General features: G+C 36.8%; 22 protein-coding genes. 21 read left to right on the top strand and 1 reads right to left on the bottom strand.

Annotated elements, in window-relative coordinates; genetic code table 11:
* The first annotated feature begins 157 nt into the window (after positions 1–157).
* The 5 genes from EQG68_RS06625 (at position 158) to EQG68_RS06605 (ending at position 4,593) form a co-directional block, all read left to right on the top strand.
* Positions 158–676 (top strand): DUF6252 family protein, encoded by a 519-nt coding sequence (locus EQG68_RS06625; protein ID WP_129463999.1) that lies wholly within the window; start codon positions 158–160, stop codon positions 674–676.
* 303 nt (positions 677–979) lie between these two features.
* A complete protein-coding gene (locus tag EQG68_RS06620) occupies positions 980–2,875 on the top strand; it encodes a tetratricopeptide repeat-containing sensor histidine kinase (protein ID WP_164975403.1) in 1,896 nt (631 codons plus the stop codon).
* A 74-nt stretch (positions 2,876–2,949) separates the two neighbouring features.
* On the top strand, positions 2,950–3,216 hold the full coding sequence (locus tag EQG68_RS06615; RefSeq protein WP_129463997.1) for a hypothetical protein: 267 nt from the start codon (positions 2,950–2,952) through the stop codon (positions 3,214–3,216).
* A gap of 4 nt (positions 3,217–3,220) precedes the next feature.
* Entirely contained in the window at positions 3,221–3,871 is a 651-nt protein-coding gene (locus EQG68_RS06610) for a response regulator (RefSeq protein ID WP_129463996.1), read from the top strand.
* Positions 3,872–3,900: 29 nt separating this feature from the next.
* Complete coding sequence (locus tag EQG68_RS06605) at positions 3,901–4,593, top strand: DUF4230 domain-containing protein (RefSeq protein WP_129463995.1); 693 nt, start codon at positions 3,901–3,903, stop codon at positions 4,591–4,593.
* Here EQG68_RS06605 and EQG68_RS06600 read toward each other — a convergent pair whose 3' ends face one another.
* A complete protein-coding gene (locus EQG68_RS06600) occupies positions 4,594–4,902 on the bottom strand; it encodes a rhodanese-like domain-containing protein (protein WP_129463994.1) in 309 nt (102 codons plus the stop codon).
* 236 nt (positions 4,903–5,138) lie between these two features.
* On the opposite strand from EQG68_RS06600, the gene EQG68_RS06595 reads away from it, so the two are divergent.
* The 16 genes from EQG68_RS06595 to EQG68_RS06520 all read left to right on the top strand — a co-directional run bounded on the left by EQG68_RS06595 (position 5,139) and on the right by EQG68_RS06520 (position 21,978).
* Positions 5,139–5,711, top strand: a complete 573-nt coding sequence (locus tag EQG68_RS06595) for a TetR/AcrR family transcriptional regulator (RefSeq protein ID WP_129463993.1) — start codon at positions 5,139–5,141, stop codon at positions 5,709–5,711.
* A gap of 113 nt (positions 5,712–5,824) precedes the next feature.
* Positions 5,825–6,898, top strand: a complete 1,074-nt coding sequence (gene paaE, locus EQG68_RS06590) for a 1,2-phenylacetyl-CoA epoxidase subunit PaaE (protein WP_129463992.1) — start codon at positions 5,825–5,827, stop codon at positions 6,896–6,898.
* A 21-nt stretch (positions 6,899–6,919) separates the two neighbouring features.
* Positions 6,920–7,876 (top strand): 1,2-phenylacetyl-CoA epoxidase subunit PaaA, encoded by a 957-nt coding sequence (gene paaA, locus EQG68_RS06585; RefSeq protein WP_129463991.1) that lies wholly within the window; start codon positions 6,920–6,922, stop codon positions 7,874–7,876.
* A 68-nt stretch (positions 7,877–7,944) separates the two neighbouring features.
* Positions 7,945–8,226, top strand: a complete 282-nt coding sequence (paaB, locus tag EQG68_RS06580; protein ID WP_129463990.1) for a 1,2-phenylacetyl-CoA epoxidase subunit PaaB — start codon at positions 7,945–7,947, stop codon at positions 8,224–8,226.
* Between the two features lies 1 nt (position 8,227).
* Complete coding sequence (gene paaC, locus EQG68_RS06575; RefSeq protein WP_129463989.1) at positions 8,228–8,980, top strand: 1,2-phenylacetyl-CoA epoxidase subunit PaaC; 753 nt, start codon at positions 8,228–8,230, stop codon at positions 8,978–8,980.
* 87 nt (positions 8,981–9,067) lie between these two features.
* Positions 9,068–9,568 carry a 1,2-phenylacetyl-CoA epoxidase subunit PaaD gene (gene paaD, locus EQG68_RS06570; RefSeq protein WP_129463988.1) on the top strand — a complete coding sequence of 167 codons (501 nt, stop codon included), beginning with the start codon at positions 9,068–9,070 and terminating at the stop codon, positions 9,566–9,568.
* A 96-nt stretch (positions 9,569–9,664) separates the two neighbouring features.
* Positions 9,665–10,447, top strand: coding sequence for an enoyl-CoA hydratase-related protein (locus EQG68_RS06565; protein ID WP_129463987.1), 783 nt, complete (start codon positions 9,665–9,667; stop codon positions 10,445–10,447).
* Positions 10,437–11,600 (top strand): 3-hydroxyacyl-CoA dehydrogenase NAD-binding domain-containing protein, encoded by a 1,164-nt coding sequence (locus EQG68_RS06560; RefSeq protein WP_187347462.1) that lies wholly within the window; start codon positions 10,437–10,439, stop codon positions 11,598–11,600. Before EQG68_RS06565 ends, EQG68_RS06560 begins: the two co-directional genes overlap by 11 nt.
* Positions 11,600–12,004 carry a PaaI family thioesterase gene (locus EQG68_RS06555; protein ID WP_129463986.1) on the top strand — a complete coding sequence of 135 codons (405 nt, stop codon included), beginning with the start codon at positions 11,600–11,602 and terminating at the stop codon, positions 12,002–12,004. Before EQG68_RS06560 ends, EQG68_RS06555 begins: the two co-directional genes overlap by 1 nt.
* Positions 12,005–12,110: 106 nt before the next feature.
* Positions 12,111–13,313 (top strand): 3-oxoadipyl-CoA thiolase, encoded by a 1,203-nt coding sequence (gene pcaF, locus EQG68_RS06550; RefSeq protein WP_129463985.1) that lies wholly within the window; start codon positions 12,111–12,113, stop codon positions 13,311–13,313.
* Between the two features lie 60 nt (positions 13,314–13,373).
* The gene (paaZ, locus tag EQG68_RS06545; RefSeq protein ID WP_129463984.1) at positions 13,374–15,869 is read left to right on the top strand and encodes a phenylacetic acid degradation bifunctional protein PaaZ; all 2,496 of its coding nucleotides are present in this window, start codon (positions 13,374–13,376) and stop codon (positions 15,867–15,869) included.
* 66 nt (positions 15,870–15,935) lie between these two features.
* Positions 15,936–16,688 (top strand): enoyl-CoA hydratase/isomerase family protein, encoded by a 753-nt coding sequence (locus EQG68_RS06540; protein WP_129463983.1) that lies wholly within the window; start codon positions 15,936–15,938, stop codon positions 16,686–16,688.
* Positions 16,689–16,771: 83 nt separating this feature from the next.
* Positions 16,772–17,368: an acyltransferase gene (locus tag EQG68_RS06535; RefSeq protein WP_129463982.1), complete on the top strand. Its 597-nt coding sequence runs from the start codon at positions 16,772–16,774 to the stop codon at positions 17,366–17,368.
* A 67-nt stretch (positions 17,369–17,435) separates the two neighbouring features.
* The gene (locus tag EQG68_RS06530) at positions 17,436–18,722 is read left to right on the top strand and encodes a dihydrolipoamide acetyltransferase family protein (protein ID WP_246011665.1); all 1,287 of its coding nucleotides are present in this window, start codon (positions 17,436–17,438) and stop codon (positions 18,720–18,722) included.
* 44 nt (positions 18,723–18,766) lie between these two features.
* A complete protein-coding gene (locus EQG68_RS06525) occupies positions 18,767–19,831 on the top strand; it encodes a branched-chain amino acid aminotransferase (protein WP_246011664.1) in 1,065 nt (354 codons plus the stop codon).
* Between the two features lie 101 nt (positions 19,832–19,932).
* On the top strand, positions 19,933–21,978 hold the full coding sequence (locus EQG68_RS06520; RefSeq protein ID WP_129463981.1) for an alpha-ketoacid dehydrogenase subunit alpha/beta: 2,046 nt from the start codon (positions 19,933–19,935) through the stop codon (positions 21,976–21,978).
* Positions 21,979–22,377: the final 399 nt, after the last annotated feature.

Here is a 22,377-nt window from a genome sequence, read left to right as displayed (position 1 = left end):
TAATTTTTGTGATGAAATGCTAGTTTTTTGGTATGAATTAAGGGTGTTGTTCATAAATTATGTTCACATAAATAAATACGGCATTTGCCTTATTGATGGCCATTGGTTTTTGGCACAACTTTGTCCCATACAATAACCAATTTAAATTTTAACAATTATGAAAACAATTAAATTTATCTGTGCGTGCTTTTTAGTAACATCAGCACTTTTTTTAACATCTTGTAGTGATGATGATGGCGGTGGTGGTGGAAATGCGGCAGCAGGAACTATTACTGCAAAAGTTGATGGAACAACTGTAACAACTTTAGAAATTACAACTTCCGCTACACTTGTTTCTGCCGGAGGCAATACTACCCTATCAATGTTAGGTACTAGTACATCTCAAAAAGGATTTTCATTTACAATTAATGGATTTGATGGTGTAGGAACTTATGAATTTGGAGGATCCAGTTCGGTTTTTAGAGTAGCTTCATACATTGAGGCAAATGTTTCAAATCCTTTAGACTCTCAAACTTGGTCAGCTCCTTATGATGATGATTCGCCTAGAGGAACAATTAGCTTTAGTGAAGTAACAGATACACGTGTAAAAGGAACGTTTACTTATTCAGCAAAGAACCCAAATGACAATTCAGTTAAACAAATTACGGAAGGTTCTTTCAACGTTGAGATAAATTAAAAAAAATGGTGGTTTTATACTTCCCAATCGAATAGCTACTTCGGTTGGGAAGTTTTTTTTACGGCAAATGCCGTATTGTTCTGCAAACTTCTTTGACCGAAATTTGTTCTATCCCAACATTAAAAAAAATGAAAACAATCAAATCATTACGCATCGTGCTACTTCTTTATTTTATGGTATTTTTAGTTTTACTACTCAATTTAATTGTAGTATTGAAATAGAAATGAAGTTTGTATGGCTAATTTTTTATGAACTTTAGCCTAAAACAATTAAATTTGAATACATTACTAAAATAGCCGTATGATGACCCAATTTAGAATTTTGTACGTATTACTTTTTTTTACAATTTACACTTTTGCACAAGTAAAAGAGGATAAATCGATTGATGATTTAAATGTAAAAGCATTAAAAATTTATCCTTCTAATTCACGAGAAGCAATTCAATTATTAGAAAAAGCGGAGAAAATAGCCAAATCTAAAAATTTGCAACTTTCATTGGCTTATACCTACAACAATAAAGGGATTGTAACGCGTGTGATTGGTGATTATCCAAAAGCAATTGAATATTCTAAAAAGGCATTATCCTTAACAAAAGACGCATTAATAGTCGCTTCTTCTCAAAATAATATTGGAGCTTGTCAGCGGAATATGGGATTATATGAAGCATCCTTGAAATCATTTTTAACAGCGTTAAAAATTTATGATGCAAAAAAGGATTTTTTAAATCAAGCCATAATCAATAATAATTTAGGTTTGGTTTATAAATCACTTGGAGTGGTTGAGAAAGCCAAATCCTATCATCAAAAAGCAATAGAGGCGTATCAAAAAATTAATCATAAAAAGGGACTTTCGGAAGCTTACAACAATCTGGCGATTGTGTATGTGGAAGAAAATAATTTAGAGCAAGCATTATCCTATTTTAAAAAATCACTTGATTTCGAAATTCAACTTAATGACAAAAGAGGAATGGCAGAATCATTAAATAATGTAGGGGGAGTTTACTATTATTTAGAACAAACAGACTCCGCTTTTATTTACTTTAACAAAGCATTAAAGACCGAGTATTCCATTCAAAATTTTGCCGGTTTAGCTTCTTCTTATAATAACATTGGCGATGTGCATCTTTACAAAGAAAACTATGTTGCAGCTAAAAAATGTTTTGACAGTGCCTTTTATTATGCCAAAAAGTCGAAATCTGCTTTTGATATAGAGAATACTTTAAATTACTATGCCTTGTTGTATGAAGCCAAAAATGATTATAAAATGGCTAGTGAATTTTATAAAAAGAAAGGGGTTTTTCACGATAGCATCCAGAAGTTATCCAATGTAAAACAACTTCAAGAGCTGGAAACAAAATACCAAACCGCCAAAAAAGACACAGAAATTGCACAAAACAGAGCCGATTTAGCCGAAAAAGAATTGAAATTAAAAAAGAAAAATACAATGATTTTCGGTTCCTTAGGTTTTGCTTTTGTTTTGGGATTATTGGGTTATCTTTTATATAACCAACAAAAAATTAAAAATAGTCAGTTAATCAAAGAAGCCGAACTTAAAGAAGCTCTTGTTAAAATTGAAACCCAAAATAAATTACAAGAACAACGATTGCAAATTTCCAGGGATTTGCATGATAATATTGGTTCGCAACTTACCTTCATCATTTCTTCGATTGATAATTTAAAGTACTTTGATATTGCGAAAGAGAAATTGGTTTCCAAATTTGATGACATTAGTGGGTTTACTAAAAACACCATTACCGAATTGCGTGATACCATTTGGGCCATGAATAAAAGTGCAATTTCTGTGGAAGATTTGCAAATCAGAATTACTAATTTTATTGATCAAGCCAAATTGGCCACTCAGGGAATTTCGTTTGATTTCTCAATTGAAAAAAATGTGAACGCCTCACATGAGTTTTCCTCTCTAGAAGGAATGAATATTTATCGAATTATTCAGGAAGCGGTTAATAATGCAATAAAATACGCCAACGCAACGCAAATTAAAATTCTATTGCATCAAGAAGAGAACAAGATGATTTTCTCCATTAGTGATAACGGAATAGGCTTTTCAGAAACTGAAATTGAACTGGGAAATGGCTTGAATAATATGAAAAAGAGAGCGTTAGAGCTAAAAGCCAACTTAAAAATTAATACTGAAAAAGGAAACGGAACGATAGTCACGATAGTTAAAGAAATTGGTTAGAATAAGGCAATTGCCGTATGGATTTCAGTTTTGCTTTTCACTACATTTGAATGTTGTCAAAAATTTTAATTATCATGAATCATTCCCTTTTAATCGTATTTATATTCATTAACTTGTTTTTGATTTTATATTTCAAACGGAAAAACAGTGTAAATGCCAAAGAACATCTTTACCGTGTTTTTTGTATGCAAGACCAATTGATTTCAGAAAAAAATAAAAAAGACAAAATGAATGATTCCATTAACAATTTGGCAGCATTGGAAGAAAACACGCAGCAGCAATTAACCGCCATTCAATTGAAATTGGAATTTTTACATCTTTTCAGTAAAACTAATTTGTAAAAAAATGAACATCAAGCTCGCCATCATCGATGATAATAGTTTTCTCATCAAAGCTATAAAGGAAAAGTTGTCTTTTTTTGAGGCTATTCAAATCAAATTTTCGGCCTTAAACGGAGCGGAATTGTTAACAAAATTGGATGAAAATCACAATTTGGATGTTCTTTTAATGGACATCGAAATGCCGGTGTTAAACGGAATTGAAGCCACCGCAATCGTCAAACAAAAATATCCGCATATTAAAGTGATTATGTTGACTGCTTTTGATAATGATGAAAATATTTTCAATGCCATCAAAGCCGGTGCCGATGGTTATTTGTTGAAAGAAGTGAACCCATCTGATTTGTACCAAGGCATCATCGAAACACTGAATGGTGGTGCGGCGATGAATCCATCTATTGCTTTGAAAACTTTAAAATTACTACGAAATCCCATCGACTTTGATGCGAAAACAGAAGAGGAAGAAATCAAACTTTCCACGCGTGAAATTGAAGTGTTGGAACAACTTTCAAAAGGATTAAATTACAACCAAATTGCTGATAATTTGATTCTTTCCCCTTCTACCGTTCGAAAACATATTGAAAATATTTATACCAAATTGCAAGTGCACAATAAGTTAGAAGCCATTCAAAAAGCCAAATCGAATAAGTTGATATAAATTTTTATCTTCGTATAAATTTATAGTCGATGGCTACACGAAGAAATCAATCCACAGAAACACAGATTAAGAATGTATTGGTGCCAATTATTCAGGCATTTGGCAGGTCCGGTAAATTAATTTATTTGATTGTTATTGGGATTGTTATATTTTTTGCTTACCAATATTTTACTCGCTCGTCCGCTTCTTCAACCATTGAATATAATTCTACATTAATTGAAAAACAACTTAAAAATGTCTCCAAATTAGTAGTTACCGAAGGACATTATTCGCAAGTGATGACTTATAAAGATCAAAAGAAATACTTCATGGACATGGTTTCTTTTGAAAAGAAAGCGTTAATGGTAGTGAATGCCGATGTTACCGTTTCATATGATTTAAGTAAGATTAAATATGACATTAACGAAACGACAAAAACCATTTCTATTAAAAATATTCCGGAAGCGGAAATGAAAATTAATCCTGATATTCATTTTTACAGTATCGATGAAAGTACCTTTAATCCATTTGGCACGGCCGATTACAATAAAATCAATAAAAAAGTAAAAGCTGAAATTGCCAAAAAAATGGAAAAATCAAAATTGAAAACAAACGCCGAAAATCGATTGATTAGCGAATTGTCTAAAATTTTGATTTTGACTAATACGATGGGTTGGAAATTAGAATACAACGGAGAAACCGTTCTGACATCAACCGGTTTGTCCAAAAAAATTAAAACCTGATTATAATCTACCCTCCAAACTTTCCCAACCGCCACCATTCATCACTTCCACGCCGCTGTTTTTCAGTATTGAAGCCGCTTGACCGCTTCGCATTCCGGAACGACAACAAACGATAACCGGTTTGTTTAATTTTTTTATCTCTGCTGTTTTTGAAAAAATGGTGTCCAACGGAATGTTTTTTGAACCTTTAATGTGTCCTTCTCTATATTCTCCGACAGTTCTTACATCAATAATAACTGCACCTTTGTCCATGAACTCTTTGACACTTTCTGATTTTCCTCCAATTCCTAACATACTTAATAATCCCATGTTTATTTTTTTAATTAGTTTTTTAACTTAATGAATCTTACTTGCTTAATGTTAAATTATTTTTTAAATTTTTTAAATTTCTTCAATCTGTGTTCCAAAGAATACTCATCTTTTAGATTATTTTAATTCTTTAGATTTTTTAGATATTTAAATTTGAAACAAAAGTAACAACTTCCTGAAAACCATTCCGTAACAAAAGTTACCGAACTCAAAAAAACTCTTTATCTTTGAATCATATGAAAATTACCGACAGAAAAGCTGAGATTGTTGCCGTATCGGCTCGCTTGTTTAAAGAAAAAGGGTATAGTGCCGTCACCATGCGTGACATTGCTCAAGCCATGGATATTAAGGCAGCAAGTCTGTATAATCACATTCAATCCAAACAAGAAATTTTGGTGCTTATTATCATTGAAATTGCAGAAGAATTTACTTCGGTGATGAATGAAATAGTTAACTCAAATCTTTCAACATTAGAAAAAATTGAAAAAGTTATTCAATTGCATATCAAAATCACGTTACGAAATTCCGATGCTTTAGCGTGTTTGAATAACGATTGGATGCACCTAACAGATGATCAATTGTCGTATTTCATCAAAATGCGGGAAGACTACGAACAAAATTTCAGAAAAATTATTCAAGAAGGAATTCAAAATGGTCAACTCAAAAAATCCAACCAAGAAGTAATGGTTTATGCCATACTTTCCTCTTTACGAACCATGTATTTGTGGCATTCCAAATCAAAAGGGTTGGACGAAAAGACTCTGTTAAAATCGTTTACGTCGCTATATTTCAAAGGGTTGGAAAACTAACTAAAACAATTTAATTAACAATTGTTAAATTTTCAAACGTTTTCGTAATTCAAAAAAAATCAGTAAATTTGCCTATTAAACTAACAATTGTTAGTTTTTGTATTTAATAAAATATGGCAAATTTTTATAACCTTACCGTTGCAGACATTTACAAGGAAACCAAGGATTGTTCTGTTATAACATTTGATGTTCCGGAGGAATTGAAACCGCAATTTCAGTTTCAACAAGGACAACATTTAACCTTAAAAAAAGATATTAATGGCGAAGATGTAAGACGCTCTTATTCCTTATGTTCCAGTCCGCTTGAAAATAAATGGCAAGTGGCTGTTAAAAAAATAAACGGTGGTTTATTTTCCACTTTTGTGGATGAAAAATTAAAAAAAGGTGATGTGTTGGAAGTAATGCCGCCCAACGGAACATTTCACACCCAAATTGAACCTCAAAAAACAAAAAATTATATTGCGTTTGCTGCCGGTAGCGGAATTACTCCGATTTTGTCCATTATCAAAACACATTTAGCCGCAGAACCAAACGCAACGTTTAAGTTGTTTTATTTGAATCGAAGTGTAAAATCCATTATCTTTAAAGAAGAAATAGAACAGTTGAAAAATGTGTATTTCAATCGTTTTGAAATTTTTCATTTTTTAACCAAAGAACATCGTTCTGCAGAGTTGTTCAACGGCAGATTTACGAAAGAAAAAATAAATATACTGACCGATAAAATTATTGATGTTTCCTCTACAGATGCTTGTTTTATTTGTGGACCGGAAGAAATGATTTTTTTATTGCGAGATGAATTGCAAGCAGCCGGTTTGCCGAAAGAAAATATTCATTATGAACTCTTTACTTCCGGAATGTCAGAAGACGATAAAAAACGTATTTCTCAAATTTTAGAGAAAAAAGCAGAAGGCACAGAAGTAACGATTATTGATGGTGGAAAAGAGTTTCACTTTGTGATGGGTGAAGATTTTGATAATTTGTTAGACGGGGCCATCGCTGCCGGTGCCGATTTGCCTTATGCTTGCAAAGGTGGTGTTTGTAGTACATGCCGTTGTCAAGTGGTAGAAGGCGATGTTGAAATGAAATTAAATTATTCGTTAGAAGAAGATGAACTGGCTAAAAACTACGTGTTGAGTTGTCAGGCCGTTCCGTTATCCAAAAAAGTAGTCATTGATTTTGGTATTTAATCCTTAAAAAATTAAAAAAAAATGTCTGAAAAAGAATTAAAAAGTTTAGAAGATTTATTTCAAGCCCGCATTGATCGGGATGAAAAAATTGAACCGAAAGAGTGGATGCCGGAAAAGTACCGTCAAACGCATATTCGTCAAATTTCACAACATGCTCATTCTGAAATTGTGGGAATGTTGCCGGAAGCCAATTGGATTACGCGTGCACCTTCCTTACGCAGAAAGGTAGCTTTATTGGCTAAAATTCAAGATGAAGGCGGTCACGGATTGTATTTGTACAGTGCAGCTGAAACGCTAGGAATTTCTCGTGAAGAAATGTATGAGCAGTTGCATTCCGGAAAAGCAAAATATTCCAGTATTTTCAATTATCCGGCGGTAACATGGGCGGATATGGGTGCAGTAGGTTGGTTGGTTGATGGTGCAGCCATCATGAACCAAGTGGCATTAATGGGAACTTCTTACGGACCGTATGCAAGAGCAATGGTTCGCATTTGTAAAGAAGAAAGTTTTCACCAACGTCAGGGTTATGAAATTTTATTGACCTTATGCAATGGAACACCGGAACAAAAAGCAATGGCACAAGATGCCTTGAACCGTTGGTGGTGGCCCTCGTTAATGATGTTTGGGCCAAAAGATGCTGAATCACCCAATACGGAGCAATCTGTAAAATGGAAATTGAAACGTAAAACCAATGATGAATTACGTCAACAATTTGTCGATCAAACGGTTCCGCAAGCTAATATTTTAGGCTTAACCATTCCTGACCCAAATTTAAAATGGAACGAAGAACGCAAACATTACGATTTCGGTGATTTAGATTGGAATGAGTTTTGGCAAGTAGTTAAAGGACACGGACCTTGTAATAAACAACGCTTAGAAGCCAGAAAATCAGCTTGGGAAAAAGGAGCCTGGGTACGTGATGCAGCCGTGGCGTATGCTGAAAAACAAGAAGATAGAGAATTGAAAAAAGCAATATAAATAGGTAGCAGTCACAGTTTTCAGTATTCAGACTGTCAACTGCGACTGCGACTACAAATTTTATAAATATGAAAAACTGGCCTCTTTGGGAAGTATTTATCAGAAGTAAAAACGGATTAGAGCACCGTCATTGTGGTTCGTTACATGCCGCAGATGCTCAAATGGCTCTGCAAAACGCACGTGATGTTTACACCAGAAGAATGGAAGGCGTGAGCATTTGGGTTGTACCCTCTTCACAAATCACTGCCTCAAATCCGGAATTAAACGGAGAAACTTTTGAACCGGCAATGGACAAAGCCTATCGTCATCCAACTTTTTATGAACTTCCGGACGAATTAAAACACATGTAACATGAATAAAAATTTAATTCAATACATTTTCGGAATTGCCGACAATTGTCTGATTTTGGGTCAACGTCTTGGTGAACTTTGTGGTCACGGACCCAGTTTAGAAACCGATATAGCCATGACCAATATTTCACTCGATTTATTAGGGCAAACCCGAAGTTATTATCAGTATGTAGCCAAATTACAAGGAGGTGATGCTACAGAAGATACCGTTGCCTTTTTACGTTTGGAAAGAGAATACAAAAATGTGTTGTTAGTAGAACAGCCCAATACCGATTTTGCTTATTCTATTGCCAGACAGTTTTTCTTTGATGTATTTCATTTGGCATTATTAAATGAATTACAAAATAGCAAGGATGAAATGCTGAAGGCAATTGCCAATAAAAGTATCAAAGAAGTTTCGTATCACGTTCGTTTTTCTTCTGATTGGACTAAACGATTAGGCGATGGAACAGAGGAAAGTCATCAAAAAATCCAAACTGCCATCAATGATTTATGGATTTTTACGGATGAATTATTTCATCAAACCGATGCAGATAAAGATATGGTTCAACAAGGAATTGGTGTGGATGTAACCTTGTTAAAAGATGAGTATTATAAAAAAGTAAGTTCCATTTTAGAAGAAGCCACGCTTGAAATTCCACAAGTTGAGTATTTTCAAAAAGGCGGGAAAATGGGTGTCCACAGTGAGCACATGGGTTATTTGTTATCCGACTTACAATACATGCAACGAACGTATCCTAATATGACATGGTAGAATGATTAACGATTGGTGAATTATGATTTTTGAAATCAGAATTTAGTTCAAAAATTAAAAATCGTTATTCTTCAATCTTAAATATTTATGACAGTACAAATCCAACATATTGACCAACAACTTTTCGAAATCCTCGAAGCAGTTTCCGATCCGGAAATTCCGGTATTGTCGATTATGGAAATGGGAGTTGTTCGTTCTGCTGAAATTAAAAATGGAATAGTAGAAGTTCAAATTACACCAACTTACAGTGGTTGTCCCGCAATGGATGTGATTGGAGATGATATCAAAAAAGCCTTTCGTGAAAAAGGATTAGAAGCAAAAGTAGAATTAGTTCTTTCTCCGGCATGGACCACCGATTGGATTACACCTAAAGGTCGTTTAGCCCTTGAAAAATATGGTATTGCTGCTCCTTTAAGTGAAACAGTAGACAAAGAAGCATTATTAGGTAATAAAAAAGTAGTAAAATGTCCACAATGTGGTTCATTGAATACCAAATTAGTGAGTCAATTCGGTTCAACAGCTTGCAAAGCATTGTTTCAATGCGATGACTGTTTGGAACCTTTTGACTATTTTAAATGTTTAAAATAAAAAGATTAACGATTGAAGAATGTTGATTTTTGATTTTTAGAAGTTGAAAGAGTTCTAATTTCAAAAATCGTTAATCTTCAATCTTAAATTAATAATATGACCAATTCCATCGAATTAAAAATAAACAACAAAGTTGCCTTCATTTCATTGAACAGACCCGACGTATTCAATAGTTTCAACCGTGAAATGGCTTTGTCTTTGCAAAAAACATTAACAGATTGCTCAAATGATAATTCCATTCGAGCCATTGTGATTACCGGAAACGGAAAAGCTTTTTGTGCCGGACAAGACTTAAAAGAAGTTACCGACCCAGATTTAAATCCCGGTTTCAGAAAAATTTTGGAAGAACATTATAATCCAATCATACAAAAAATAAGAACCATTGAAAAACCAATTATTGCAGCAGTGAATGGTGTAGCAGCAGGGGCAGGAGCCAATATTGCATTAGCTTGTGACATTGTCTTAGCTTCCGAAAATGCATCTTTCATTCAAGCCTTCAGCAAAATCGGATTAATTCCCGATAGTGCCGGAACATTTTTCCTTCCTCGATTAATCGGTTTTCAAAAAGCTTCTGCGTTAATGATGTTGGGAGATAAAGTCTCAGCCTTAGAAGCGGAGCAATTAGGAATGGTTTACAAAGTAATTGCTGCAGAATCATTTTTAGAAGAAGTAACTAAATTAGCCGAAACTTTATCAGAAATGCCAACCAAAGCCATCGGTTTAACCAAACGATTACTAAATCAATCCATGACAAATAATTTAGAAAATCAATTGGCATTAGAATCTGATTTACAAATTGAAGCCAGTTCATCCAACGATTACAAAGAAGGTGTAACGGCTTTTGTTGAAAAAAGAAAACCAACATTTAATGGAAACTAATTTGAAAGTAGCTGTAATCGGATGTGGCACAATGGGTAGCGGTATTGCTCAAGTAGCGGCCACTGCCGGTTGTAATGTTAAAATTTATGATACCAATCTTGCCACATTGGAAAAAAGTGGAAAAAACCTAGAAATCACCCTTTCCAAATTAGTTGAAAAAGCGAAAATTGATGAAACTGAAAAAGACAGAATCATCAATCATATTTCCTATGCAACTTCTTTTGCTGAATTATCCCATTCCGATTTAGTCATCGAAGCTATAGTTGAAAATTTAGATATTAAAAGAAAACTATTTTCCGAATTAGAAAATTACGTCTCTCCGGGAACCATCTTAGCATCTAATACCTCTTCATTATCCATTGCTTCCATTGCCGCATCTTGTCAAAAACCGGAACGAGTAATTGGAATTCATTTCTTTAATCCGGCTCCGTTAATGCAGTTGGTTGAGGTGATTCCGGCCATTCAAACCAGCGATGAAGTTTTAGAAAAAACGGTTCAAACCATCACTGAGTGGAAAAAAATCGTTGCCATTGCTAAAGATACACCCGGATTTATTGTCAACCGTGTGGCTCGTCCTTTTTACAGTGAAGCATTGCGAATTTATGAAGAAGGAAAAGCAGATTTCGCTACTATCGATTGGGCGATGAAAACCATCGGCGGTTTCCGAATGGGACCATTTGAATTGATGGATTTTATCGGAAACGATGTTAATTACACCGTTACTGAAACTGTTTTTACCGCTTTTTATTTCGATCCGAGATACAAACCTTCTTTCACGCAAAAACGACTTTCAGAAGCCGGGTTTTTAGGTAGAAAATCAGGAAGAGGTTATTATAATTACAGTGAAGATTTACCAAAAGCAGTTGAGGATAATGAATTAGGACAATACATCGTTGATAGAATTTTAGTGATGCTTATCAACGAAGCGGCTGAAGCTTTCTTTTTAAATATTGCCTCAGTAAAAGACATCGATAATGCCATGACCAAAGGAGTGAATTACCCAAAAGGATTACTTGCTTGGGCAGACGAAAAAGGAATCAGTTGGTGCGTCGAAAAAATAGATGAACTCTATAATGAATACCACGAAGACCGCTACCGTTGCAGTCCGATTTTAAGAAAAATGAATCGTGAAAGTTTAACTTTTTACAAGTAATGAATCCTCCTGAAATTGTAAATAAAATGTTTATGAATGATGCCTTTAGCCAATGGCTCGGTATTGCTGTAGAGGAAATTTCAGAAGGTAAATGCGTTTTATCCATGACCATCCGCAAAGAAATGACCAACGGATTTGGCATCGCTCATGGTGGAATCACGTATTCCTTGGCCGATAGTGCTTTGGCTTTTGCTGCTAATTCACACGGTCGTCAATCCGTTAGTATCGATACTTCAATTAACCATATTGAAGCTTTGAAAGAAGGGGATAAGATTATTGCCATTGCCACCGAAAATGCTCTAAAAAATAAATTTGGTTTTTATACCATCGAAATAAAAAAAGAAGAAAAAACAGTCGCACTTTTCAAAGGAACCGTGTTTCGAAGTGAAAAAGAGTGGGTATAATTAACGACTGAAGAATAACGATTTTTGACCCGAGAGCTTTGCTCGAATTGGCGAAGCATTTTTGAAGTTTAAAACAGTTCAAAAATCAGCAATCAAATAAATCAATATGGAAGCATACATCATGGACGGAGTTCGTACTCCCATCGGAAGTTATCAAGGAACCTTATCAGCCGTTCGACCGGATGATTTAGGAGCTTTGGTCATCAAATCAGTATTAGATAAAAATCCTAATATCCCAAAAGATGCTTATGACGACGTCATAATGGGTTGTGCAAACCAAGCAGGAGAAGATAACCGAAATGTAGCCAGAATGTCATTGCTTTTGGCCGGATTACCTTATACAGTTCCTGGAGAAACCATTAACCGTTTGTGCAGTTCCGGACTATCGGCTATCATTCATGCCAACCGTGCCATCAAATCCGGAGACGGACACATTTTCATAGCTGGAGGAATCGAAAATATGACGCGTGGACCATTAGTGGTCTCCAAACCATCAGCCGCTTTTGGAACCGATAGTAAAATGTACGATTCCAGTTTTGGATGGCGTTTCATCAATCCGAAAATGCATCAACAATATGGAACGGATGCCATGGGAGAAACCGCAGAAAACTTAGTTGATAAATACAACATCTCAAGAGAAGATCAAGATGCTTTTGCCTACAATAGTCAAATGAAAGCAACAAAAGCTCAACAATCCGGACGTTTAGCAAAAGAAATTGTTGCAGTAGAAATTCCGCAACGAAAAGGCGACCCGATTGTATTTTCTACAGATGAATTTGTCAAACCTAATACAACTTTAGAAGGATTATCAAAACTTCGTCCGGCTTTCAGAAAAGAAGGAAGTGTGACTGCAGGAAACGCCTCCGGATTAAATGACGGAGCCGCCGCAACCATCATCGCATCTGAAGAAGCCGTAAAAAAATATAACCTCAAACCATTAGCTCGAATTGTTAGTTCCGCTGTGGTAGGAGTAGAACCTAGAATCATGGGAATAGGTCCGGTTGAAGCCACAAATAAAGCATTAGCGAAAGCCGGTTTAACTTTAGCCGATATGGATATAATTGAACTAAACGAAGCCTTTGCTGCACAAGTATTAGCTTGCACCAGAGCTTGGGGAATTACCGACAACGACCCTCGTTTAAATCCAAACGGAGGTTCGATTGCGATCGGTCATCCGCTTGGTGTGACAGGAGCGAGAATTGCCTATTCCGCCGCTTTAGAATTGCAACTAACAGGAAAACGGTATGCCTTGATTACCATGTGCATTGGCGTTGGTCAAGGCTATGCGGCTATTATAGAAAGAGTTTAAAAAAAAACTTAGCGAACTCAGCGAAAATTCTTTGCGTGCTTTGCGGTTAAAAGATAAATTATGAATAAAACACAACATTATGTCCTCGGAAAATGGACCACCGGAACCGGCGAAGGAGTTCCTTCTTTTGATGCCGTTACAGGAGAATTCATTGCTTCCACAACGGTAGAAGGTTTAGATATTCCTGCCATTTTGCAATACGGAAGAACAAAAGGTGGAGAAAAACTCCGCAAAATGACTTTCCAAGAACGTGGAAATATGATTAAAAGTTTGGCGATGTATTTAACCAAACGCAAAGAACAATTCTACGAAATCAGTTACCGCACCGGAGCAACACGAGTAGATTCGTGGATTGATATCGAAGGTGGTTTCGGAAATTTATTTGCCAACGCATCTTTAAGAAAGTTATTCCCTAATCAACCGTATCATGTAGAAGGCGATCCAATCGACTTGTCCAAAGGTGGTCGATTTATGGCTCATCACATATTAGTACCCAAAAAAGGAGTGGCGATTCACATCAATGCCTTCAATTTCCCGATATGGGGAATGTTAGAAAAATGTGCGGTGAACTGGATGGCTGGAATGCCGGCTGTAGTTTTGCCTGCTCCGGTAACCGCTTATTTAACTGAAGCAGTCGTAAAAGAAATCATCGCATCCAATATTCTACCTGAAGGAGCCTTACAACTCATCAGCGGAACAGCCAAAAATATATTTGATACAGTAGAAAGTCAGGATGTCATCACTTTCACCGGTTCAGCCGCAACCGGACGTTTGCTTAAAGCTCATCCGAGAATTATTCAAGAATCCGTTCCGTTTACCATGGAAGCCGATTCTTTAAATGCTTCTATTTTAGGTGAAGATGCCATTCCCGGAACACCCGAATTTGATTTGTTTATCAACCAAGCCAGAAGTGAAATCACCGTGAAATGCGGACAAAAATGTACCGCCATTCGCAGAATGATTGTACCGGAAAAGTTGATAGAAGACGTTCAAATCGCACTCGGTAAGTCATTAGACAAAGTATCCATCGGCGACCCTCGATTGAAAGAGGTTCGCATGGGAGCTTTAGTCAGCAAAGCCCAAGCAGAGGTGTTGAAAAACAGAGTAAACGAATTGTCCAAAACAGCTTCTATCGTTTATGGAAATATGGAGAAAGTAAATCTGATTGGAGCCGATGAAAAAGGAGCTTTTGTAAGTCCGATTGTGTTACGGGAAGATAATCCATTCCATAATCTTTCTGTGCATGAAACGGAAGCCTTCGGACCGGTTTCAACCATTATGCCTTATAAAAATATAGACGAAGCAATTGAATTAGCTCAAATGGGTAAAGGTTCATTAGTTTCATCTATCGTGACTAACTCAGATGAAATTGCCAAAGAATATGTGGTCAATGCCGCTTCTCACCACGGTAGAATTTTGGTTCTAAATCGTGAAAATGCAAAACAAAGTACAGGTCACGGTTCACCACTTCCTTTATTAATTCACGGTGGTCCCGGACGTGCCGGTGGAGGAGAAGAAATGGGTGGTGTTCGTGGTATCAAACATTACATGCAACGTTGTGCCATTCAAGGTTCACCAACGACATTGACCGAAATTACGGGAATATATCAACCAAATTCGGCTTATAAAGAAATTACACAACATCCGTTTCAATACCATTGGGAAGATATTCAACCCGGAATGTCGCTCAAAACGCATAAGCGAACCGTTACGGATACGGATATCATCAATTTTGCCAATTTAACCTGGGATCATTTTTATGCTCACACCGATATCACTTCGTTAGACGGAAGCATTTTTGAAAAACGAACCGCTCACGGTTATTTCATTTTAGCCGCCGCCGCTGGATTATTTGTATATCCAAATAAAGGACCGGTTGCTGCCAATTACGGATTAGAAGAATGTCGTTTTTTACGGCCAATTTATCATAACGACACGATTTATGTTCGTTTAACATGCAAACAAAAAATCGAACGGGATGTCGCTTCTGCCGAGCACCCAAGCGGAATTGTAAAATGGTTTGTGGAAGTTTTTGATGCCGAAAACGAACTGGTTGCTGTTGCCACTATATTAACTATGGTGCAGAAAAAACAAGAAGTTTTTGTCGAAATGACCGATGAAAAAGTGGCTGAATGCATTCAAAAACTTAAACCGGAAACCAAACCAAATTGGGGAATTTTAACCCCACAACATTTGTTGGAACATCTGGAACAAGGTTATCGCATCTTATCAGGAGAAATTCAAGATTTCGAAATTACAACGCCTGAAAAGATTTTGGATAAAGTACATAACTCGTTATACAATTACGAAAAATTCCCAAAAGGAACCGCTTTTCCAACAATGAAAAAAGGAGAATTGGAAGATTTGATTCATCCCGATTTTGAAACCGCCAAAGCAAAATTTTTCGAAGCCAGAGAAGCGTATAAAACCTTTTTTAAAGAACATCCGGAAGCTAAATTAAAGAACATGGTTTTCGGCCATTTGAATAAATATGAATCCTATTTATTGGAGCGAAAACATTTGAATCATCATTTTGAACAATTTAATATTTTATAATTGAGAATGAACTTTGCGGACTTTGCGTAAATCTTTTGCGGACTTCGCGGTTAAAAAATATTAGCAATGACACAACCCTACGTAAAACATAACATACAAAATAACATCGCCACTATCGAGTTTTTTCATCCCGAACAGAACTCCTTGCCAAGTGATGTCTTAAAAGATTTAGCCAATACCATTACCGAAGCCGGAAACAATGACCAAGTAAAAGTCATTATCCTCAAAAGTGGTGGAGACTGCACCTTTTGTGCCGGAGCCAGTTTTAAAGAATTAATTGCCATCAACGATGCCGAAACCGGAAAAGTATTCTTCTCGGGATTTGCCAATGTCATCAATGCCATGCGAAAATGTCCAAAATTCATCATCGGGAGAATTCAAGGGAAAACGGTTGGTGGCGGAGTAGGAATTGCAGCTTCTACGGATTATTGTATGGCCACGAAATTCGCTTCAATCAAATTAAGCGAATTAAATGTAGGCATCGGTCCCTTTGTAGTTTCTCCGGCAATTGAAAGAAAAATGGGTGTATCTGCGATGTCACAAATCGCCATTGATGCCAATACATTTTACGAAGCCAATTGGGCAAGAGAAAAAGGATTGTATGCTTCCGTTTTTCAAACCATCGAAGAATTAGACGAAGCCGTACAAAAATTTGCAGAACACCTTTGCACTTACAATCCGGAAGCAATGCTCGAAATGAAAAAGATTTTCTGGCGAGGCACCGATGATTGGGATAATCTTTTAGCCGAAAGAGCCGCCATTAGCGGTCGTTTGGTTTTATCCGATTTTACGAAAGAAACGTTGAAGAAGTTTAAATAAAGAATATAGAAAATAGAACATAGAGAATAGACAAAACAAAATATCTATTTTCTATATTCTATTCTCTTTTATCTAAAAAAAATATGATCTACGAATTCAAAGGGTTCATCCCCGTCATACACGAAAGCAGTTTTATCCATCCGCAAGCAGCGGTAACGGGTAATGTGATTATTGGGAAAAACGTGTATGTGGGTCCCGGAGCAGCGATTCGTGGCGATTGGGGAGAAATCATCATTGAAGACGGTTGCAATGTGCAAGAAAATTGTACCATTCACATGTTTCCCGGTAAGTCGATGGTGTTGAAAGAAGGAGCTCATATTGGTCACGGAGCCATTATTCACGGAGCTGACATCGGTAAAAATTGTTTGGTTGGCATGAATGCCGTCATCATGGATGATGTGAATGTGGGAGACGAATGTATCGTCGGAGCTTTAGCATTTATAAAAGCCGGAATGCAAATTCCAAATAGAAAAATGGTCGTTGGAAATCCGGCCACAATTATAAAAGACGTTTCTGATGAAATGATTGATTGGAAAACGAAAGGAACGGGTTTGTATCAACAATTACCGGCAGAATGTTATGAAACGTTGAAAGCGGTTAAGCCATTGAGAGAGATACCTAAAAATCGCCCAACACAAGAAGCGTTTTATAAAACATTAGAAGAATTTAAAAATAAGTAGACAGTCTCAGTCCCAGTTTTCAGATATAATTGGAACTGCGACTGCGACTGCAACTGAAGACTAAAACATGATAATAGAATTCAAAATGCCCAAAATGGGCGAAAGCATATCAGAAGCCACCATCATCAATTGGACAAAAAACGTTGGTGATTATATTGAAGCGGAAGAAACTTTGCTGGAAGTTGCCACCGATAAAGTGGACAGTGAAGTACCATCACCTGTTTCGGGAACCATTACAGAAATTCGTTTTCAAAAAGATGATGTGGTGGAAGTTGGAAAAGTTTTGGCGTTAATAAAGTCAGAAGCAGGTAGTCAGAAACTGGAAGTTGAAAATAATTCTGGTCTAAAAGAAGAAGTTGTTTCAAAATCAAAACTTGAAATTTTAAACCTGAAACATGAAACTTTAAACAGGCAACAGTTAACCGACAACTTTTTAAGTCCTTTAATCATCAGTATCGCCCAAAAAGAAAATCTTTCCTTGGAAGAAGTACAAAGTATTCCGGGTTCAGGAATTGATGGACGAATTCAAAAAAGTGATGTGTTCAATTATCTAAAAAACAGAAAATATCCTTTACAGTCAAAACCGATAACCGATAACCGACAACCGACAAACTTTCCTAAACCCAAAATTAATTTTGTTGAAGGAAAAGACCGAATTGTCGAAATGGATCGTATGCGAAAAATGATTGCCGATCACATGGTCTATTCCAAGCAAACTTCGCCACATGTTACTTCGTATCTGGAAGTGGATGTAACGAATTTGGTGAATTGGCGAAATGAAAACAAAGATAAATTTCAAGAAAAATATGGAGAAAAGTTAACATTTACACCCATTTTTATTGATGCTGTAGCCAAAGCGATTCAAGATTTTCCGCTAATTAATGTTTCAGTTGATGAAAATAAAATCATTGTACACAATGACATCAATATTGGAATGGCAACCGCTCTACCAACCGGAAATTTAATTGTGTCTGTGGTGAAAAATGCCAATGAAAAAGACATCATTTCCATTGCCAAAGAAGTAAATCAGTTAGCCGAAAACGCTCGAAATAATAAGTTAAAACCCGAAGATATTCAAGGAAGTACGTTCACTATTTCCAACGTTGGAACCTTTGGAAGTTTAATGGGAACACCCATTATCAATCAACCGGAAGTTGCCATTTTAGCACTAGGAATCATCAAAAAAAGACCGGAAGTCATTACCACAGAAAAAGGAGACGAAATAACCATCAGAAGCATGATGTTTTTATCCTTATCCTTTGATCATCGGGTGGTGGATGGATTTTTAGGAGGATCATTCTTAAAGCGAGTAGGGGACAATTTAGAGCAATTTAATACAAATACAAAAATATAATTTCTCTTTTCAGTATATAGAATCGAGAGCAAATCATAAATACAATGCAAGAAGTAATGACAGCAATTAAAGTAACAAAAGCAGCACATTCTACCGTCGGAGAAGTTGATTTAAATAATATTGTGATGGGGAAAAAATTTACCGATCACATGTTTGTTTGCGATTACCAAGATGGCGAGTGGAAAAATCCGCGAATTGAACCGTTACAGCTCATTCCAACACATCCCGCCGCCATGGCTTTGCACTATGGTCAGGCGATTTTTGAAGGAATGAAAGCCACGTTGGGAAAAGAGGGAACTCCTTTGTTATTCCGTCCTTATGAAAATGCAAAACGTTTGAATTTCAGTGCCAACCGAATGGGAATGCCTGCTTTTCCGGAAGAACTATTTGTAGAAGCGTTGAAACAATTCACCGAGTTAGAAAAACAATGGATTCCTACCAAAGAAGGTAGTGCGTTGTACTTGCGTCCGTTTATGTATGCCGATGAACCATTTATCGGAATGCGAGCAGCGACTAGCTATAAATTCATGGTGATTGCGTCACCTGCCGGACCTTTTTTCAGTAGAAAAATTAAATTGTACGCCGAGAAAAAATATGTGCGTGCCGTCAATGGCGGAACAGGAGAAGCCAAAGCAGCCGGAAATTATGCCGCAGCCATTCGTCCGACAGAATATGCCAAAGCGAAATCGTACGATCAAGTGTTATGGCTGGATGCTCACGATTTTGAATACATTCAAGAAGTGGGAACCATGAATATTTTCTTTAAAATTGATGGTAAATTTATTACACCCGATTTAAGCGGTTCTATTTTATCCGGAATTACGAGAATGAGTGTAATTGATTTGTTGCGTTCAAAAGGTTTTGAAGTCATTGAAAAACCCATCAAAATTTCTGAAATCATCGAAGCATCCAAAAACGGAACTTTAGAAGAGGCCTTCGGAACCGGAACAGCTGTTGGAATAGCGATGATTGATGAAATCGGAAACAATGATTTTACGATTAAATTACCGGAAAATAATCCCGTTTCTGTGATGGTAAATGATACACTGAATGCCATTAAACTCCAAAAAGAAGAAGATCCATTTGGTTGGATTGTAGAAGCGAAGTAAAAATTTTGTGAACACAGATTTAAGAAATCAAAGAAATTTTTAAAATTTTTAGAATTTCTTAAATCTGTGTTCCTAAAGAAATAGATTATCAAATTGTAAATATGTTAGACAAAAATATCCTGAAAAAAGCCTTTTCCACCATGGCAACCGCCAAGTCAATGGCTGAACTGTATGAAGATAATTTCAAAATTGTTTCCAAATACGTACATGCTACTTCACGCGGTCACGAAGCCATTCAAATTGCAATGGCGATGCATTTATTGCCACAAGATTATGCTTTTCCCTATTACCGTGACGATGCCATGTTACTCGGAATCGGGATGCGTCCGTATGATTTGATGTTGCAATTAATGGCCAAAAAAGACGACCCATTTTCAGGAGGTCGAACCTATTATTGTCACCCGAGTTTAAAAGATGCCGATAAACCGAAAATTCCGCATCAATCTTCTGCTACCGGAATGCAAGCCATTCCTGCGACTGGAGCGGCGATGGGATTTTGGTATAAAGAAAATACAGGAATTCAAGAGGACAATGAGCAAAAACCAATTGTCGTTTGTTCTCTCGGCGACGCTTCCGTAACCGAAGGTGAAATAGCTGAAGCCTTTCAAATGGCAGCTTTAAAACAATTACCAATATTATATTTAGTACAAGATAATGGCTGGGATATTTCTGCCAATGCCGCAGAAACCCGTGCTCAAAATGCCTTTGAATACGCCAAAGGTTTTAACGGAATCGAAGCCATTTCAATAGACGGAGCAAACTTCACCGAAAGTTATTCGGCTCTTGAGAAAGTAGTTAAAACTATTCGTGAAGAGCGTCGCCCGTTTTTGGTTCACGCTAAAGTTCCGTTGTTGAATCACCATACTTCCGGCGTTCGGATGGAGTGGTATCGAGATGATTTAGAAGAAGCAAAATCCCGCGATCCCTATCCGGTTTTGATTCAACAATTGAAAAATAACGGATTTTCAGATTCTGAAATTGATGAAATAGAAAAGAATGCTGTTGCCAATGTAAAAGCAGATTTCGAAAAAGCTCAACTGGCAGAAGATCCAAAACCGGAAGATTTATTCACACACGATTTTGCACCAACTCCAATTACAGAAGAAGTAGGCGAGCGAAATCCAACCCGTGAGGAAAAAGTCGTGATGGTTGATTGTGCGTTATTTGCGGTTGAAGAATTAATGAAAAAACATTCCGAATGTTTGTTGTACGGACAAGACGTCGGCGGACGATTAGGCGGTGTTTTCCGTGAAGCAGCCACTTTAGCACAGAAATTTGGCGACGAACGTGTGTTTAACACACCTATTCAAGAAGCGTTTATCGTGGGTTCAACGGTTGGAATGTCGGCCGTTGGTTTAAAACCAATTGTTGAGGTACAATTTGCCGATTATATTTGGCCGGGCTTGAATCAGTTGTTCACCGAAGTGAGCCGTTCCTGTTATTTATCCAACGGAAAATGGCCGGTGAGTATGATTTTGCGTGTGCCGATTGGTGCGTATGGAAGTGGAGGTCCGTATCATTCGTCTTCTGTAGAAAGTGTGTTGACTAACATTCGCGGAATCAAAATCGCGTATCCAAGTAACGGTGCCGATTTAAAAGGATTAATGAAAGCCGCATATTACGACCCCAATCCGGTGGTGATTTTGGAGCACAAAGGTTTGTATTGGAGTAAAGTCAAAGGCACGGATGCCGCACGAGTTAACGAACCAAGCGAAGATTATATGTTGCCGTTTGGAAAAGCCAACATCGTTCAGGAAATCTGGGAACAGGAAACCGCTGAAACCATCACGATTATTACATACGGAATGGGCGTTCATTGGGCGTTAAATGCTTCTTCCGACATCAAAAATCAAGTCGAAATTATCGATTTGCGAACGTTGTATCCGTTGGACGAAACAACTATTTTCAAATCCGTAAAAAAAGCCAAAAAGTGTTTGGTTGTCACCGAAGAACCCACCAATAATTCCTTTGCACGCAGTGTAGCCGGACTCATTCAGGAAAATTGTTTCAAACACCTCGATGCTCCTATAATGGTCATCGGATCCGAAAATATGCCCGCGATTCCGTTGAACAGCACCTTAGAGTTTACGATGATTCCGAATGTGGATAAGGTTCGTGCGAAGATGGAGGAGTTGTTGAATTATTAACCGCAAACTTGTCATTCGTAGGAATCTCTTTTTAGTTCTCAGTCATAGTCTCAGTTTTCAGTCTCAGTATCCCCACAATTTTGTCATCCTGACGCAGGAAGGATCTCATAATATAGGTTGGCTTTTCTATTTTTAGCTGAATAACTGCATACTGAAAACTGCGACTGCGACTGACCTCTGCCAACTTTTTAAGAAGCTAATCCAGCTTTCCACTGCAAGTTTTTTTGAAAAACAAAAGTTTTATAAGCCTTTCCAAGAGCTCCCGAGGTCGCTTTGTAAAGCCAACAAAACTAATTTGTTTTTTCAAAAAAAGCTTTCCGTTGCAATCTGGGCTAGGGGAGTTGCATTTCAAAAGAAAATAACAAAAAAACCAAAGTATCTCTACTCCGGTTCTATTTT

Source organism: Flavobacterium piscinae (assembly GCF_004122145.1).
Lineage (GTDB): Bacteria > Bacteroidota > Bacteroidia > Flavobacteriales > Flavobacteriaceae > Flavobacterium > Flavobacterium piscinae.
This window is presented reverse-complemented; position numbering and strand designations above follow the sequence as displayed.